At 67.9% G+C, this 15,799-nt stretch carries 18 protein-coding genes, 1 tRNA gene and 1 pseudogene; 9 read left to right on the top strand and 11 right to left on the bottom strand.

Annotation, left to right across the window (positions count from 1 at the left end):
* Nucleotides 1-361, top strand: a pseudogene (locus ACESK5_RS11080) (metal-dependent hydrolase); the annotation flags it as partial.
* Between the two features lie 79 nt (nt 362-440).
* Entirely contained in the window at nt 441-875 is a 435-nt protein-coding gene (locus ACESK5_RS11075; protein ID WP_372911628.1) for an SRPBCC family protein, read from the top strand.
* Nucleotides 876-909: 34 nt separating this feature from the next.
* Here ACESK5_RS11075 and ACESK5_RS11070 read toward each other — a convergent pair whose 3' ends face one another.
* Complete coding sequence (locus tag ACESK5_RS11070) at nt 910-1,542, bottom strand: hypothetical protein (protein ID WP_372911627.1); 633 nt, start codon at nt 1,540-1,542, stop codon at nt 910-912.
* A 113-nt stretch (nt 1,543-1,655) separates the two neighbouring features.
* On the opposite strand from ACESK5_RS11070, the gene ACESK5_RS11065 reads away from it, so the two are divergent.
* The gene (locus tag ACESK5_RS11065; RefSeq protein WP_372911626.1) at nt 1,656-2,075 is read left to right on the top strand and encodes an OsmC family protein; all 420 of its coding nucleotides are present in this window, start codon (nt 1,656-1,658) and stop codon (nt 2,073-2,075) included.
* 164 nt (nt 2,076-2,239) lie between these two features.
* The gene (locus ACESK5_RS11060) at nt 2,240-2,647 is read left to right on the top strand and encodes an OsmC family protein (RefSeq protein WP_372911625.1); all 408 of its coding nucleotides are present in this window, start codon (nt 2,240-2,242) and stop codon (nt 2,645-2,647) included.
* A gap of 87 nt (nt 2,648-2,734) precedes the next feature.
* Here the strand turns inward: ACESK5_RS11060 and ACESK5_RS11055 are convergent, their stop codons facing one another.
* Both ACESK5_RS11055 and ACESK5_RS11050 read right to left on the bottom strand, forming a co-directional pair.
* The gene (locus tag ACESK5_RS11055) at nt 2,735-2,875 is read right to left on the bottom strand and encodes a hypothetical protein (protein WP_372911624.1); all 141 of its coding nucleotides are present in this window, start codon (nt 2,873-2,875) and stop codon (nt 2,735-2,737) included.
* A 303-nt stretch (nt 2,876-3,178) separates the two neighbouring features.
* Entirely contained in the window at nt 3,179-3,964 is a 786-nt protein-coding gene (locus ACESK5_RS11050) for an HAD-IIA family hydrolase (protein ID WP_372911623.1), read from the bottom strand.
* Nucleotides 3,965-4,080: 116 nt separating this feature from the next.
* Here ACESK5_RS11050 and ACESK5_RS11045 point away from each other — a divergent pair, with 116 nt between their 5' ends.
* Complete coding sequence (locus ACESK5_RS11045) at nt 4,081-4,368, top strand: hypothetical protein (protein ID WP_372911622.1); 288 nt, start codon at nt 4,081-4,083, stop codon at nt 4,366-4,368.
* Between the two features lie 54 nt (nt 4,369-4,422).
* Nucleotides 4,423-5,214, top strand: a complete 792-nt coding sequence (locus ACESK5_RS11040) for a GTP cyclohydrolase III (protein ID WP_372911621.1) — start codon at nt 4,423-4,425, stop codon at nt 5,212-5,214.
* 37 nt (nt 5,215-5,251) lie between these two features.
* On the opposite strand, the gene ACESK5_RS11035 is transcribed toward ACESK5_RS11040, so the two are convergent.
* From ACESK5_RS11035 to ACESK5_RS11015, 5 genes are all read right to left on the bottom strand, one after another.
* A complete protein-coding gene (locus tag ACESK5_RS11035; protein ID WP_372911620.1) occupies nt 5,252-6,631 on the bottom strand; it encodes a pectate lyase in 1,380 nt (459 codons plus the stop codon).
* A 437-nt stretch (nt 6,632-7,068) separates the two neighbouring features.
* Nucleotides 7,069-7,245, bottom strand: a tRNA-Trp gene (locus ACESK5_RS11030).
* Between the two features lie 45 nt (nt 7,246-7,290).
* Nucleotides 7,291-7,515 carry a DUF5795 family protein gene (locus tag ACESK5_RS11025; RefSeq protein WP_372911619.1) on the bottom strand — a complete coding sequence of 75 codons (225 nt, stop codon included), beginning with the start codon at nt 7,513-7,515 and terminating at the stop codon, nt 7,291-7,293.
* Nucleotides 7,516-7,591: 76 nt separating this feature from the next.
* Complete coding sequence (locus ACESK5_RS11020; RefSeq protein ID WP_372911618.1) at nt 7,592-7,984, bottom strand: secondary thiamine-phosphate synthase enzyme YjbQ; 393 nt, start codon at nt 7,982-7,984, stop codon at nt 7,592-7,594.
* A 74-nt stretch (nt 7,985-8,058) separates the two neighbouring features.
* Entirely contained in the window at nt 8,059-8,988 is a 930-nt protein-coding gene (locus ACESK5_RS11015) for a DUF5794 domain-containing protein (RefSeq protein WP_372911617.1), read from the bottom strand.
* Nucleotides 8,989-9,580: 592 nt separating this feature from the next.
* Between ACESK5_RS11015 and guaB the strand changes: the two genes are divergently transcribed.
* The 3 genes from guaB to ACESK5_RS11000 all read left to right on the top strand — a co-directional run bounded on the left by guaB (nt 9,581) and on the right by ACESK5_RS11000 (nt 13,167).
* Entirely contained in the window at nt 9,581-11,071 is a 1,491-nt protein-coding gene (gene guaB / locus ACESK5_RS11010; RefSeq protein WP_372911616.1) for an IMP dehydrogenase, read from the top strand.
* A gap of 202 nt (nt 11,072-11,273) precedes the next feature.
* The gene (locus tag ACESK5_RS11005) at nt 11,274-12,356 is read left to right on the top strand and encodes a TrmB family transcriptional regulator (protein ID WP_372911615.1); all 1,083 of its coding nucleotides are present in this window, start codon (nt 11,274-11,276) and stop codon (nt 12,354-12,356) included.
* Nucleotides 12,357-12,555: 199 nt separating this feature from the next.
* Nucleotides 12,556-13,167, top strand: a complete 612-nt coding sequence (locus tag ACESK5_RS11000) for a HalX domain-containing protein (protein ID WP_372911614.1) — start codon at nt 12,556-12,558, stop codon at nt 13,165-13,167.
* A gap of 54 nt (nt 13,168-13,221) precedes the next feature.
* Here ACESK5_RS11000 and ACESK5_RS10995 read toward each other — a convergent pair whose 3' ends face one another.
* From ACESK5_RS10995 to ACESK5_RS10985, 3 genes are read right to left on the bottom strand one after another with little or no spacing between them, the layout of a single operon-like run.
* On the bottom strand, nt 13,222-14,373 hold the full coding sequence (locus ACESK5_RS10995; RefSeq protein ID WP_372911613.1) for a pyridoxal phosphate-dependent aminotransferase: 1,152 nt from the start codon (nt 14,371-14,373) through the stop codon (nt 13,222-13,224).
* Nucleotides 14,370-14,858, bottom strand: a complete 489-nt coding sequence (locus tag ACESK5_RS10990; protein ID WP_372911612.1) for an Lrp/AsnC family transcriptional regulator — start codon at nt 14,856-14,858, stop codon at nt 14,370-14,372. Before ACESK5_RS10990 ends, ACESK5_RS10995 begins: the two co-directional genes overlap by 4 nt.
* A 54-nt stretch (nt 14,859-14,912) precedes the next feature.
* Entirely contained in the window at nt 14,913-15,680 is a 768-nt protein-coding gene (locus ACESK5_RS10985; RefSeq protein WP_372911611.1) for a DICT sensory domain-containing protein, read from the bottom strand.
* Between the last annotated feature and the right edge of the window lie 119 nt (nt 15,681-15,799).

Here is a 15,799-nt window from a genome sequence, read left to right as displayed (position 1 = left end):
CGCGGGGATGCCCGCCGGCTTCGTCGTCTCGGACACGAAGCCGACGCAGATGTCCGACGAGGAGTCGACGACGTTCTACCACGCCGGCGACACCGGCCTCATGACGGAGATGCGCGACGTCATCGGGCCGTTCCTCGAACCCGACGCCGCCGCCCTGCCGATAGGAGACCACTTCACCATGGGACCGATGCAGGCGGCCATCGCCGTCGACTGGCTCGACGTCGACCACGCGTTCCCGATGCATTACGACACGTTCCCGCCCATCGAAGTCGACACCGACGACTTCGTGAGGGAGGTGGCCGCCACGGGCAGCGACGCCGAGGTCCACGTCCTCGCCGGCGACGAGACGTTCGAGCTCTGACCCGTCGACCCGACCCGACTCGACTCGTCCCGGGCCACGCCGACGCCACCGTTTTTTCCGTCGCCGCCGACCCACGAGTATGGTGACCGTCTCGTCGACCGAACGGGTAGCTGCGTCCCCCGAAGCGGTCTTCGCCTTCCTCGACACGCCGCCGAACCACGAGCGCATCTCGCCCAGCATCTCGTCCGTCCACGACGTCGAGCGACTCCCGGAGGGGGGACACCGCGCGGGCTACACCTACCGGCTGTTCGGGATTCCCCTGCGGGGGACGGTCGAGGCGGTGACGCACGACCCGCCGCGTCGACTCCGGTTCACGCTCCGCGGCGGCGTCGACGGGGAGATGGACTGGCGACTACAGCCACGGGAAGGCGAGACGCGCGTCACCTGCGAGGCGACGTTCACGGTGTCGGGCGGTCCGGTGGCGACGCTCCTGAACCCGGTGGTGCGGGCGTACAACCAGCGGGAGTTGGACGCGACGCTGGACCGTCTTCGTGACCTGCTCGAGTCGGGGTGACACCGAACCGAACCCGGCGGCGGTCCACGACGATCTACGCCTCGCTCCCGACGCTCACGCCGAGCGCGGCGAGCAGCACGCCGACGAGGAGAGCGACGCTCCCGAAGACTCTCACCGACGGCACCGGGAGTGGGGGGGCGGTGTACGGCCCACCACCGTTGTCACCCGAGGCGGTGACCGCCTGGACCGCTTCGACGCCGCCGTAGCCGACGGCGAAGCCACAGAGCGTGGCGAACACGGCGAGCGTCCCGACGCCGAGACCGGCCATGGTGGCGACGTTGTCGACGGCGACGAGGTGGAGCGCCTCGCGTTCCGTGAGCGTCGTCGCGCGCGCCCGATAGGAGACGGCGGCGACGGCGAGGCCGGCGGCGAGTTCCACGGTGAGGCCGAACAGGCCGAGGGCGAGGACGGCGGGCGTCGCGGCGAGCGGGACGCCCCCGAGGAAGCCCTCGCGGACCGCCTCGGGAAGCGTCACACCGATGGGGAGACACAGCGCGAGCGACCCCGCGACGCCGGCGAACAGGAGCAGTTTGCGTCGTTGCGACAGCTGTGTGATGCCGACCGCCAGCCGTCGCCGGTGGAACTCGCTCCCGTCGAGGAGCGTCCGGGCGACGGCGTCGTCGTACGTGTCGTGCGTGTCGCGCTCGGTCGAGTCGTCGCGGTTCATCCCCTCGTTCGCCCCGCAGGACTCGTCACACCTAACTCTCGTGGCAGGCGGCGGCCCCGCGAGAGCCGGTTCGGGTAAGTGTTTATATCGGTCGACGGCCTCCTGTTACTCGTATGCCAGTTCGAAGCTCGGACGCGACGTGGGAAGGCGACCTGAAGAACGGGGAAGGACACCTCTCGCTCGGGAGCGGCGCCTTCGAGGGTCCGTACTCGTTCCTCTCGCGGTTCGAAGACGGCGACGGGACGAACCCCGAAGAACTCATCGCGGCCGCCCACGCCGGCTGTTACGCGATGGCGTTGTCGAACGACCTCGCGTCGGACGGCCACGAGCCGGAACGGGTCGACGCGACGGCCAACGTCCACCTCGACATGGAGAGCCTGACCATCGACACCATCGAACTCGTCGTCGAGGCGTCGGTCCCGGGCATCGACGAGGAGACGTTCATGGAGTACGCCGAGGGGGCGAAGGAGAACTGTCCCGTCTCGCGGGTGCTCGCTGGCGCCGAGATATCGCTCGACGCGACGCTGCTCTGACACCGACTGGTGTCACCGGGTACTGGTCGTCCGGTACCGACCGACAGCAGTCAGTGTGAACGGCCGGCCCGACGTGGGGCCGGGCGTCCCGACACGGGAGTCGTGCACGGGGCCGACCCGAGTCATCAGTTTTTAAGCCCGTCGAGTCCGGTGAATACGATGTCATGACTGACATCCAGACGCACACGCTCAGCACTGACGGGTTCGCCACGAAGAGCCAGGTCGGCGACTTCACCCTCGACATCGACGCGCTCAACGAGGACGGCCCGAGCCCGAACCAGGTACTCGTCGCGGACTACGCCTCCTGCTACCTCCCGGCGTTCCGCGTCGGCGGCCAGCAGGTCGGCCACGACGACCTCGGGAAGATACAGATCGACGCCGAGGCCGACCTCGACGGCGACGACGACCTCTCGGCGGTCCGGTTCGACGTCTACGTCGAGGCCGACCTCGACGACGAGACGTTCGCCGACATCGCCGACCGTGCGGAAGGCATCTGTCACGTCCACGCGGCGCTCCGCGAGGAACTCCACGCGGACGTCACGGTCCACGGCGGCGCCGACATCCAGGCCTGAACCGCCCGGACACCACCCTCCTCGTTCTTCGACGCCGAAGAGAGACGAGAGCGACTGCTCACTGCGACGGAGACGTCGAGAAGGCCGCTATCGCCGGTAGACCCGATAGCTCATCGCCCGACCGTCGACGATGACGACCTCCCGCTCCTCTGGGTCGTGCGACGGGGGCGCTTCGTGCTCCTCGCGGAACACGTACGGGCTGTTCGGTGGTTCTGCCGATTCGTCCATGTACATCGGTAGCACGCGGCACGTATATAACTCTTCGTCAGACGCTCACGTGGTCGACCACCGTGTGGACCCGCCGAACGTTCGGTCGTCGTCGTCCGCCCGCGCCGAAGGCGGGGCGGTCTGGTACGACGTCGGCTCGTGGCCGTCGAGGGCGCTCGTGGCCGCGAGGACCTGCGGGCCGCGACAGAGCGCGACGACGGCTCGTCCCGTCGAAGCAGTGTCGGACAGCGCCGTGCCTCCGGGGGATGTCCGTCTGCGAGGCTGCCGGCTGTGCAGGTGGTGCTGACCGGGCTCGACGAGACGTCAGCCCAGTCCGTCGACCACACCGAGGTCGGCGAGCGAGTCGAGGACGTAGTCGGGTTCGACGTCGGCGGCGTCGAGGTCGGCGTCGTCAGTCACGCCGGTCCGGACCAGTGCCGTCGTCATCCCCGCGTTCACCCCGAAGGCGATGTCGGTGTCCAGGCGGTCACCGACGACCAGACACTCGCGGGGGTCGACGCCGAGCGTCGAGAGGACGAGTTCGCGGGCGGGTGCGGAGGGTTTGCCGAGGACGATGTCGGGGTCGCGACCGGCGACGCCCGCGATGGCGTGGATGACCGCGCCGGACCCGGGGATGTCACCCTCGGCGGCCGGGATGACCATGTCGGGGTCGGTCCCGACGAACGCCACGGAGTCGTCCCGGAGGACCCGCATCGCCGTACAGAGCTCGTCGTAGTCGAACGCGCGGTCGATGGAGGCGAGGAGGACCGTCGCCTCGTCCGGGTCGGTCGTGAGCGAGAGACCCGCCTCCGACAGCAGCGCCCGCAGGCCCTCCTCGCCGACGACGAAGTGGTGGTCGTCGCCGTAGTGCTCGTCGAGGTACGTGGTGGTGACCGTCGCCGCGGTGAGAATCTCGTCGGCAGAGACGTCGAAGCCCGCACGGGCGAAGCGCGACTCGTAGGCGGCGGCGGGTTTCGTCGGGTTGTTCGAGACGAACAGGCGTCGGAGTCCCCGGTCCCTGACGAGGTCGAGCCCCGCTCGGGCCCCCGGTAACGCCTCGTCGCCGCGTACGACGGTCCCGTCGACGTCGAAGATGACCCCACTGAGCATATCCGAACCGGAGGAGGCAGGGGAGTTCAGGCTGTCGGCTTCCGCCGCCGCCCGTCGACCGAGACGTGGTCTCGACGCGGGGAACGGTTAAGTCGAGTGGCGTGTTACCAATACGCATGAAGTGGGGCGAACCGACACGCTGTCCGGTCGAGGAGTGGACCCCGGTTGGACGCCTCGGACAGGCGACCTGCGGCGTGGTGAGCCTGGCAGTCGCCGTCGTCTCGCTCGGCGTCGGCTACTCGGTGGTGGTGGCCGTCGTGAGCGTCTTCCCGCTGCTGTCGACGACCGCAATCGTGTTCACCTGGGCGTTCGTCTGGCTCGTCACGTGGCTCGCGCTCCTCCTCGGGGTGACGGCGGTCCGGTCGCGGGGGCCGGGGCGCTCGGGGACGACCGCGAGTCGCTGAACGGCGACGCGGTGAACCAAAGGAGGGATATTCTCGCCCTCCTACACTCCGGACGTGACGAACACGCAGCTCACTCTCGTCCAGATCGACAACTACGGTCCGTGGACGGTCACCCCCGAACCGCGCCGTGAGATGGACCTCCAGACCATGCAGTCGCGACTCTTCGCCGACCTCGCGAACTTCGTCGGGGCGCGAGACGGGTACGTCTTCTTCACCCGGTTCGACAACATGGTCGCGGTCACGAACGGCCTGGACCGCGAGGACCACGCCCTTCTCCAGGAGTCCATCGGGAACCGCTACCCGGTGACGGTGAGTCTCGGTATCGGCGTCGACGAACTACCCGCCGTCGCGCTCGAACACGCGACCGAACGGCTCCAGAAGGTCGGCAGCGCACAGGACGGTAACCGGCGGCAGGTGCTGCGAGGCACTCCGCTCTCCGAGGAGGACCGGACGGAGACGGACGTCCACATCGCCCACTTCGATGTCAACGACGCTACCGGGAAGTACACCGACCAGCTCAACGAGTTCGACTCGTTCATCCAGATCGAGCAGGGGTACGCCGCCGTGATGCGCTACATGCGCGAGGAACACGACGCGCTCTCGTTCTTCGTCGGCGGCGACAACATCATCGCGGTCTGTCCGGCGCTCTCCGGGACGGCGTACCGGGACGCCATCGCACACGTCGAAGAGAGCGTCGGTGTCGAACTGAAAGTCGGCGTCGGTGCCGGGACGAACGCCCACGACGCGGGGTTCGCGGCGAAGCACGCGCTGGAGACGTGTCGACACGAGGGGACCACCGTCGAGTTCGGCAGCCACGCCGAACCGGCGGAGGTCGAGTCCGACTGACGGCGGCGAGCGACCGAACGCGACGGGCCGGTCGGCGTCAGGGCCTGAACTCGAACGCGCCGAGGTCCGGCGCGCTCCCCACGTAGGAGACGCCGATGTCGATGCCGGCGTCGACGCAGGGTGAGTCCGCAGTGAGGTGCAAGAACGCGTCGGCGGCGGCGGTGACGCTCGCGAACGCCGGGTCGTCGATGTCGAGGTCCCACGTGTTCGCCTCCGACCGGGCGTTGTAGAGGAGGTTCGCCGGGCCCTCGCTGTTCTCGAACGCGATGCAGTTGCGGACGACGTGGTCCGGGTCGGTGTCGCCGGTGAACTCGAAGCCGTACGTCCCGTTGTCGTACGCGGTGCAGTTGTCGAACGTGTTCGCGGCGCTCGCGCCGTTGCAGTCGAAGCCGATGGCGTCGTTCCCGTACGAGCGTCCACGCACGACGTGGTTGCCGCCGGTGCGCCACCCGCCGCCCATCTTGAACCCGTTGCCGTCGCCAGTCGCCCCTTCGCCGTCGCGTCCGTTCCCGAACGCGACGCAGTCGACGAGTGTGCTCGGACGCTCGGGGGCACAGCGGAAGAAGTCGAAGCCGTCGTCGGCGTTGCGGTAGGCGACGCACCGCTCGAACCGGTGGCCGCCGCTGAACCGGCGGTTCTGTCCCCCGATGTAGAAACCGTCGGAGTTGTCGTCGACGGCCCCGTGGTGACAGACGACGTCGCGGACGACGTGGTCGTACGAGTCACGGTAGAAGCCGATGCCGTTCCCCTCGGTGCTGTCGCCTTGGCCGTAGTGGTGGACGAGGAGGTCCTCGAAGACGCAGCCGATGGCCTGCTGGCTCCCGTTGGCCGCGCCGGGGACCTGGATGCCGTCGCTCCCGGCGTTCTTCAGCTCGAAGCCGCGGAGCGTCATGTACTGTGCGCCCTCCATCCGGATGGCAGACCCCTCGACGTCGCTCGCGTCGATGACGGGCCGACCGTCACCGTACGGTTCGACGACGATGGGGTCGTCCGGTCTCGCCTTCACCAGGTAGAAGTCGACGTTGTCCTCGATGACGATGGGCGCCGTCGCGCGGAGTTTGACGACGTCTCCCGGCCGGAGGTCGACCCGGCCGTTCGTGGTCAGCGGCTGGAGGGTGGCGAAGGCCGAGTCGGGATGGTTCCCCGCGAACTCGTCGTCGCCCTTCACCGGGTCGACGAAGTACGTGCCGGGCAGCCCGGTCGGTGCTGGCGTCGCCGTCGCCGTCACCGTCGGGTCTGCCGCCGGAGTCGGCGCCGGCGTCGACTGCGACTCTGACTGACTGTCCGCGGAGCCACCGCTCCGACCACCACACCCGGCCAGCAGTCCCGCGACGGCGGTGGCGCCCGCCGTCGCGAGGAACTGCCGACGGGAGCGCCACGGTGAGGAGGGGCTTCCGCTACGTCGGGGACGTGTCATAACGACGTAGTGGCGACGCGTCGATATAAATCACGCGTGAGTGAATGTCGGTCGGTGACGAACCGGGGGAGCGGGACCCCGTATCGCACTGAAACGCTGCTGGGCCGGAGCGTGAACGAGTGTGTTGGTCGCGTGTGGACGGCACCGGTGTCGTTCTTCCGGGTTACTCCCGGAGGCGAGAGTGCCCCGTCGGTGGCACTTCCGGGGACTGGCTGGTGACGCAGCGTCGGGAGGGACGTCGCAGAACGGAGCCTCCGTTCGGCGAGTGCGGTCCGTGAGAGAGCGTCCAGTCGGATAGTGCGGTCGGAGAGACTGTGACGAGGGCGTCGCTTCGCTCGTCCGCTCTGTCCGAATCCTCCTCGTGACAACGTCCCGCGCTCATGGGGAGCGAGCACACGCTACGCGGTGTTCGCCGGATAGTTCGCGTGGAAAGAGAGTGGGGTCGGAGGGATTTGAACCCCCGATCGACTGATATCTCCGGTCGCGCCTCGGTCCTCCAGAGGGTCGTCAACACGACCGATGATCAGTCGGTCGCTCGGTATATCAGTCTGGAGTGTCGTCACCGGGCGGTAGCCTCTGGAGTCAGTCGCCATGCCGGGCTTGGCCACGACCCCTGCATCCTCTCGTATGGCGATTCGATTAAAAGGGCTTTCGATTGCCTACTCGCGGTCCGTCTCCTTCCAGTCGCACTCCTGGCACTTGTACCCGGTGACGAACTCCGTCACGGAGGGCATGTAGCCCACCGAGATGACGTTTCCGCCGCAGTCGGGGCAGTCACGGTCGGCGTCCTCGATGCCGTCGGTCTCCATCGGTCGCGACCCCTCGACGAGTTCGGCGAGCTTGTCGGGCGTCACCATGCGGCCCTGCACGACGCGGTTGCTCATACCCCAACGATGGGATGCGGGACACGTAAGCGTTCGTCATCGCCGGTGGTCGGGTGTGTCGACGCCGACGAGCGCGTCAGACGACGACGCGTACCGTCCGCTGTCGCGGCCCGTCGCACTCGACGAGGAGCACCGACTGCCAACTGCCGAGCGTCAGGTCGCCGTCGACCACGGGCACCTGGACGCTGTTGCCCAGAAAGAGCGTCCGGAGGTGTGCGTCGGCGTTGTCGTCGATGGCGTCGTGGTCCCAGCGCTCGTTCGGGACGATTTGCGACAGGTACGCTTCCACGTCACCCAGCAGGCGTGACTCGGCCTCGTTGACGACGACGCCGGCGGTCGTGTGTTCGACGAAGACGGTACAGACCCGCTCACCCGCTCCGGGAGCGACGTCGTCGACGGCCTCGGCCACGCGGTCGGTGATGTCGTCGATCGTCAGGCGGGCGTCGGTCGAGATGGTGAACTGTGGCATACCCCGAAGTGGACGGGGACGGTGATAGGCGTTCGTCCCACCCGGGCCGCCGGGCCGTCGGGTCGGGACTCAGTTCAGAGCCAGGGGAGCCGCGAGTCCTCGCTGCTGGGGTACCGGTAGGCGTCGCCGTCTGGTTCGTCGCCGCCGTCGGCGACCGCAGGGACGCCCGACCCCGACGCGGGCGTGGGGTCCGGCTCCGGCACGGCTTCGTCGGCGGAGTCGGACTCGGCGGCCGCGTCGTCGTCCGCGTCGTGCTCTTCGGCCGCCATCGGCGAACCGTCGGGGTCGAACGAGAACACTGCCGTCACGACGAGGACGCCGAGCGCGACGGGTGCCTCCGTCGGCATGAGCTGGAGGACGGAGAGCGCGAGCATGCCGAGCGCCACCGAGGAGCCGAAGCGGAAGCGGTCGATGTCGACCGCGCCCCGGAGCTGTGGTCCCGCGAGCGCGACGCCGAGCGCGAACGCGACGCCCACACCGGCCGTCGCGGCGGCCTTCGCGATGAGGACCGGGTCGGTGGTGACCGCGACGTCGAGGGCGCCCGGCTGGAAGCTGGCGACGAGCCCGAGGCCGATGATGACCGCCGGGCGTGGGAGATACTCACCGACCCGCGCACTCGCCGTCTTGGCGGCGACGGCGACGATGACGAGGCCCGCGAAGCGCTGGAACGTCGGCATGTCGAGCATACTCTCGATGGTCGGTGCGAGCGCCGCCTCCAGCGCCGCCACGGGGACGAGGACGAGTCCGAGCAGGAGGATGGAGGGGACGATGTCCCGCGGGGAGCCGTCCATCTCCGCGAGGATGACGGCCACCGTCGCGGAGCCACCGAACACCAAGAGCCCCGTCTCGATGATACCGAACGGGTAGGTGAGGGCGCCGGCCAGCACTAACGCGGGGAAGATGCCGTCGATGAGTGGCAGCGCCATCACCGTCGCGAGCAGGCGAGTCGACTTACCTACCTGCCGCTCGATGCTGAGCGCGACCGGATGCCGAGAGACGCTCATCTCACGTCAGCGGCCGTCACCATCGGCCAAACGGCGATACGGGCGCAACCCCGACCTGGACTCGTCGTGACCGCCGAGGGAGGCATTGATGCCGTTTGCCGGTTTAAATGTGCGCGCCATCGCTGTAAAGAATCGGCTGCCGGAGGAACGGGTCAACTGACCGGCACTGCGCGTCGCGATGGAACGCTCGGGGTCCATGTTCGAAGGATGCCGGAGTAGGATATTAAAGATTGTGTGGGACCCGTCCGCACGTCACAGAAGAACAGTCGGTATGTGGGATATTGAGTGACGAATCGTCGGTGAGAACGGATTAGTGGTGACGAACCGTCGTCATACGGTGGGGACAGGGGCAACACTTGCGACGACAGGTCAGCCTGCCGACAGCCGTTCGGTGGCTGTGTCGTCGGAGCCGTTCGAAGATAAAACACGACGTTCGGCGGGCGGAATCCGCCGGAGGCGTCGTCCGTCCGAGAGACTGAGAGGCCGACTGGGATACACACGGACGTGCACACCTATCGGAGCGAGAGTGGCAGCGACACCCACACACGTGCCTTCTCGCAACGCTTTTGTCGCCCGCTCGTTGACGGCTTATATGGCGAAGGACGCTGACCCAGGCCCCTTCTCGGAGAAACTCCGCGTGCCGGAGGCGCTGACGTTCGACGACGTGCTCCTCCGGCCGATGGAGTCGCGGGTCGAACCCGACGACGCAGACGTGTCGACGCGCGTCTCGAAGAACGTCACGCTCAACACCCCAGTGCTCTCGGCGGCGATGGACACCGTCACCGAAGCGGAGATGGCCGCCGGGATGGCCCGCAACGGTGGCCTCGGCGTACTCCACCGCAACATGACCGTCGAGGAGACGGCCGCACAGGTGGAGGCGGTGAAGCGCGCTGACGAACTGTTCATCCGCCGCGAGGACGTCGTCACCGCCTCGCCGACCCAGACCGTCCGCGAGGTGGACGAGATGATGGAACACGCCGGTGTCTCCGGCGCGCCTGTCGTCGACGAGGACGACAGGGTGCTGGGAATCATCTCCGGCACCGACATCCGGCCGTTCCTCGAGGTCGGGGAGTCCGACCAGGTGACGGAGGCAATGACCGACGAGGTCATCACCGCGCCGACGGACGTCACCGCCCGCGAGGCGCTCGAACTCATGTACGACCACAAGATCGAGCGCGTCCCCATCGTCGACGAGGGACGGCTGGTCGGCCTCGTCACCATGCAGGGCATCCTCCAGCGCCGCGAGCACGAGGACGCCGCCCGCGACGAGGAGGGCCGTCTCAGAGTCGGCGTCGCCGTCGGTCCCTTCGAGGAAGAGCGCGCCGTCGCCGCCGACGAGGCTGGCGCAGACGTGCTGTTCATCGACTGTGCGCACGCGCACAACATGAACGTCCTCGACTCCGCCCGCGCAATCAAAGGAGAGGTCGAGGCCGATGTCGTCGTCGGCAACATCGGCACCCGGGAGGCCGCCGAGGCCTGTGTCGGCTTCGCCGACGGTGTCAAGGTGGGTATCGGTCCCGGGTCCATCTGTACCACGCGCGTCGTCACCGGCGCGGGGATGCCACAGATCACGGCCGTCGCCGAAGTCGCCGACGTCGCCGCACCCGAGGGCGTGCCGGTCATCGCCGACGGGGGCATCCGGTACTCGGGCGACGCCATCAAGGCCATCGCCGCCGGCGCCGACGCCGTCATGCTGGGGTCGTACTTTGCGGGGACCGAAGAGGCGCCCGGCCGCGTCATCACGATGAACGGCAAGAAGTACAAGCAGTACCGCGGGATGGGGTCGGTCGGCGCCATGCGCTCGGGCGGCGGTGACCGGTATCTGAAGGACGCCGACGAGGACGAGGAGTTCGTCCCCGAGGGCGTCGAGGCCGCCACGCCGTACAAGGGGACGCTCGCCTCCGAACTCCACCAGCTGGTGGGCGGGATGAAGTCCGGGATGGGCTACGTCGGTGCCGAGACGCTCTCCGGCTTCAAGGAACGGGCTCGATTCGTCCGCATCTCCGCGGCCGGCCAGACCGAGGGGCACCCACACGACGTGATGATCACGGACGAGGCGCCGAACTACAGCCCCGACCAGTAAGCGCCGCGCTCACGAGCGCCGCCCGTGCCGGGTCCCACCGGGGCAGGCCGGAGCCGAGGAACGGGACGGTCGTCGGTTCGGACCGCGTGAGCAGGTCGCTCGTCGACTGGACGAGCATCGCCGACGGCCCATCACGCGGCGCCGACACCCGGGGGCGAGTGACGAAGGTTATTACTGCCGAGGGCGTTCTGACACACAATCGATGAATACGGCCGAACTCCGCACAGCACTGGAAGAAGCCGGGCTCTCGCAGTATCAGGCCGAGGCGTACAACGCGCTGTTACAGCTCGGTGCGGCGAGCGCGACCGAGATCGCCGACGCCTGCACCGTCCCGACGGCCCGCATCTACGACGTCCTCCGCGACCTCGAGGGGAAGGGGTACATCGAGACGTACGAGCAGGACAGCTTACACGCCCGCGCTCGCGACCCGAACGAGGTACTGGCGGACCTCCGCGAACGCGCGACGATGCTGACCGAGGCCGCCGAGGAGATCGAAGAGCGGTGGCAGGAACCGGCGGTCGACACGCACAAGGTGAGCATCGTCAAGCGGTTCGACACCGTCTTCGAACGGGCGAGGGGGCTCATCAGCGAGGCCGAGAACGAGGTCCAGTTGGCGGTGACTCCCGCACAGTTCGAGAAACTCCGGCCGGCGCTCCGGCGCGCGTTCGACAACGGTGCCATCATCAAACTCTCCATCCACACCGACGAGGCCGACGGCGGACCGATCCCGTCGGTGTCGCGGTTCGACGGGGTCGTCACCGAGGTCAGGAACCGAACGCTCCCGACGCCGTTCGTCGCGCTGGTCGACCGGACGAACACCTGTTTCGCGCCACACGCCCACTCGCTGAACCAGTACGGCGTCCTCGTCGACGACTACACGCTCACGTACGTCTTCCACTGGTACTTCCTTACCTGTCTGTGGGAGGTGTGGGACACCGTCTACTCCTCGCGGTCGGCGTCGCTCCCCCTCGACTACGCCGACATCCGACAGTGCGTCCGCGAAATCGAACCCCTGTTGAACGACGGGGCGCGCATCCGTGTCGCCGTCGACGGCTTCGACACCGAGACCGGCGAGCCGATGTCGTTCGTCGGCCACGTCACGGACGTCCACTACTCCGGCGGGACCGCCTCCAGCGGGGCACCGGCCCTGTCGCAGTTGGCGGGCCAGGTGAGCCTGACCGTCATCTCCGAGGGGGAGGCGTACTCCGTCGGCGGGTGGGGGGCGGTCCTCGAAGACGTCGAGGCGACACGCATTACCGTTCGTGAGATGACGGAGGCGCGGTGACGGGCCACCGACCCCCCGCGGTACCACGAAGAGACTGCAGGAATAATTATATGTGGTCCGCCCGACGTTGCCATACAGCCATGCGAACCCCTCTGTTGGGCGCTGATACGACGACCACCCAGTTCGGGCGTGGGGTACGTTCATATACGCACACACCTTCTGCCCGCGTGAGTGCCACGAGAGGCACCATCCCCCACCAATGAGCGAGCAGAAGCCCGTCGTTCTCATCGTTGAAGACGAACCGGATCTCGCAGACCTGTACGCGACCTGGCTCGACGACGAGTACACGGTCCGCGTCGCGTACGGTGGTCGTGAGGCGCTGGAGAAGCTCGACGAGAGCGTCTCCGTCGTTCTCCTGGACCGCCGGATGCCGGACCTCTCGGGCGACGAAGCCCTCGCCGAGATCCGTTCGCGCGGCTTCGACTGCCGGGTGGCGATGGTGACGGCCGTCGAACCCGACTTCGACATCGTCGCGATGGGCTTCGACGACTACCTGGTCAAGCCCGTCTCGAAGGACGCCCTCCACGAAACCGTCTCGAACCTCCTCCTGCGGAGCGCGTACGACTCCGGCGTACAGGAACTGTTCTCTCTGGCTTCGAAGAAGGCACTGCTGGAGTCGGAGAAGGGGCCGACGGCGCTCGCAGAGAGCGAGGAGTACCAGAAACTCGACGACCAGCTCACCGAACTCCGCGACGAGCTGGACGAGACGCTCGGACAGTTCGACGAGGGTGACGACGTCTCCGCGCTCTACCGTGACCTCGGCCGTGGCGTCGAGTTCGACCCCGCGGACGACGCCGACGAGTCCGGGTGAGCGACGGCGGACGGGGTCAGCGACGCCGACGCCGGTGTCGGCGAACGTGGTCCGTCACGCGACGGTCCACTGCTCGGCGACGAACGCTTCGATGCGGTTCAGCGCCTCCTTCAGTTCCTTCATGCCCGTCGCGTACGAGACGCGGAGGTGCCCCTCACCGCCCGCGCCGAAGACGCTCCCCGGTACGAGCGCGACGTTCTGCTCTCGCAGTAGCTGTTCGGCGAACTGCTCGTCGTCCCCGCCGCAGTAGGGGAACGCGTAGAACGCCCCCTTCGCCTCGAAGCAGTCCAGCCCCATCTCGTTGAACCGCGAGATGACGAACCGTCGACGGCGGTCGAACTGGGTGCGCATCTCCTCGACGTCCTCGTCACAGCTCCGGAGCGCCTCGACGGCCGCGTGCTGGGCGGTGGTCGGCGAGGACAGCATCGTGTACTGGTGAATCCGGTTCATCGCCGTCACGGCGTCCTCGGGACCGAGCGCGAACCCGAGGCGGAGACCGGTCATGGCGTGCGTCTTCGAGAAGCCGTTGAAGACGAGCGTCCGTTCGCGCATCCCGGGGAGGGTGGCGATAGAAGTGTGCTCGTCGTCGTACCGGAGGCCGGCGTAAATCTCGTCGGAGAGGACGACGATATCGTGTTCACGACAGAAGGCGGCGACCCCCTCGAGTTCCGACTCCGTCATCACTGCCCCCGTGGGGTTGTTCGGGTAACAGAGCATCAGCGCGTCGGCCTCCTCGGCGCCCGCCTCGGAGAGGGCCTCCGGCGTGAGCACGAAGTCGTCCGCGCGGGACGTCGGCACGCCCAGCGGGTCGCCGCCCGCGAACGTCACCGCCGGGACGTACGAGATGTACGACGGCTGGGGGACGGCGACGGTGTCGCCGGGGTCGACGACCGACCGAACGGCGAGGTCGACGGCCTCCGACGCCCCGGTCGTCACCAGAATCTCGGTGTCGGGGTCGTAGTCGAGGTCCCACCGGCGGACGTACCGCGCGATCTCCGCGCGGAGTTCCCGCATCCCCTTGTTGGCCGTGTAGGAGGTTTTTCCCCGCTCGAGGGAGTCGATGGCGGCCGTCCGGGCGGCCCAGGGCGTGCTGAAGTCGGGTTCGCCCACCCCGAGCGAGATGACGTCGTCCATCTCCTCGGCGATTTCGAAGAACCGGCGGATACCGGAGGGTGGGATGGCCTGAACTCGCTCCGCGCGTTTCATGGTGAGAAGCTCAGGCGGTCGTCCTCGGTGTGGTCGCCGAACTCGATGCCACGCTGTTTGTACGTGTCCATCACGAAGTGGGTCACCGTCTGCGTCACCTCGGGGATGGGCGCGATGCGTTCGGAGACGAACATCGACACGTCGTGCATCGAGTCGCCGACGACTTCGACGGCGAAGTCGTAGTCGCCGGAGACGAGCTTCAGGTCGGAGACTTCGGGGAACTTCGCGATGCGGGCGGAGATGTCGGTGTACTTCGTCTCGCGGTCGAGTTCCACGTTGAGTTCCACCATCGCCGTGACCTGTTCCCCCTCGACGTTGTCCCAGTCGACGATGGCCTGGTAGCCGCGGATGACGCCCTCCTCTTCGAGTTCCGCGATGAGTGCTTCGACCGCTGCCTCCTCCATGCCGAGCTGCCGAGCGATGTCGGCGGTGCTCTCGCGCGCACTGTGCTGCAGCAGGTCGAGCAGTTCCCGCTTCTCGTCCATACGAACCCGCGTGCCCGCATCCAGTAAAGCGTTTGCGAACCGCCGGGGCGACACTCAGGCGTGGGGCGCGGTGGCGGGGTACTCCGCTTCGAGTCGGTCGAGAACCCGGTCGGCCAGCGGGCGCTGGCTCGTCCAGAAGCCCGAGTAGACATTCGGCTCTCGCTCCTGCGCCAGGATGGCACACGCGCCCAGCTCGTCCGCCTCGTCGTCGGCTTCGAAGACGACGAACCAGTGGTCGCGTATCTCGTCGGTGGCGTAGCCGTGGAGGACGACGTTCTCGACGGGCGGTTCCCAGTCGGCCTCGCCGTACAGGTGGACGGTGACGTCTTCAGTGAGACGGCGGTAGAGGTCGAGTTGGGTCCGGAGGCGACTGAACTCCTGGAACCCCACGTGGATGGCCGACGCGCCAGCCCGCCACGCGCGCTTCTCGATGTCCCGAGAGGCGAGTATCATCCGGCGTTTGCCGTACTCGGTGAAGGTCGACTGGTCGATTTCGGCGAGGAGCGCGGGGGGTTCCGCGTTCGGGTGCTCCGTGGGGGTGAACGCCGCGGCGGGGTCGACGGCCGCGCTCAGTGCCGCGACGTCACAGGCGGAGACGAACTCGTCGCCGTCGTGAAGGACGGCGAAGTTCTCCGGGGTGCCGTCGTCCGTCGCACGCCGCCGGACGGAGATGGTCGTCACGTCGAAGTGGTTCTCGACGAGCGCGAGGCGCTCCTCGGGGAGAGTGGGGTTGTACAGGGTCAGAGTCAGGCCGGCGGCCTCCACCTCCTCGACGAGTTCAGCCAGTGAGGAGGTCGTCGTTCCGGGTCGACTGGCGGTCATTGGCGAGGAGGCGGCGTGGAGACAGTTAGCTGTTACCCGGTGCTTTTCAGTCGTGATAACGACCGGCGACGGTGGGGGACGTCTCCGCCGACGGCGAGGACGCGTGGACGGCTTCGGGC

It is taken from the genome of Salinigranum sp., assembly GCF_041641895.1.
Classification (GTDB): domain Archaea; phylum Halobacteriota; class Halobacteria; order Halobacteriales; family Haloferacaceae; genus Salinigranum.
Note: the sequence above shows the minus strand (reverse complement) of the source record. Positions and strands in the feature narration are given on the sequence as shown.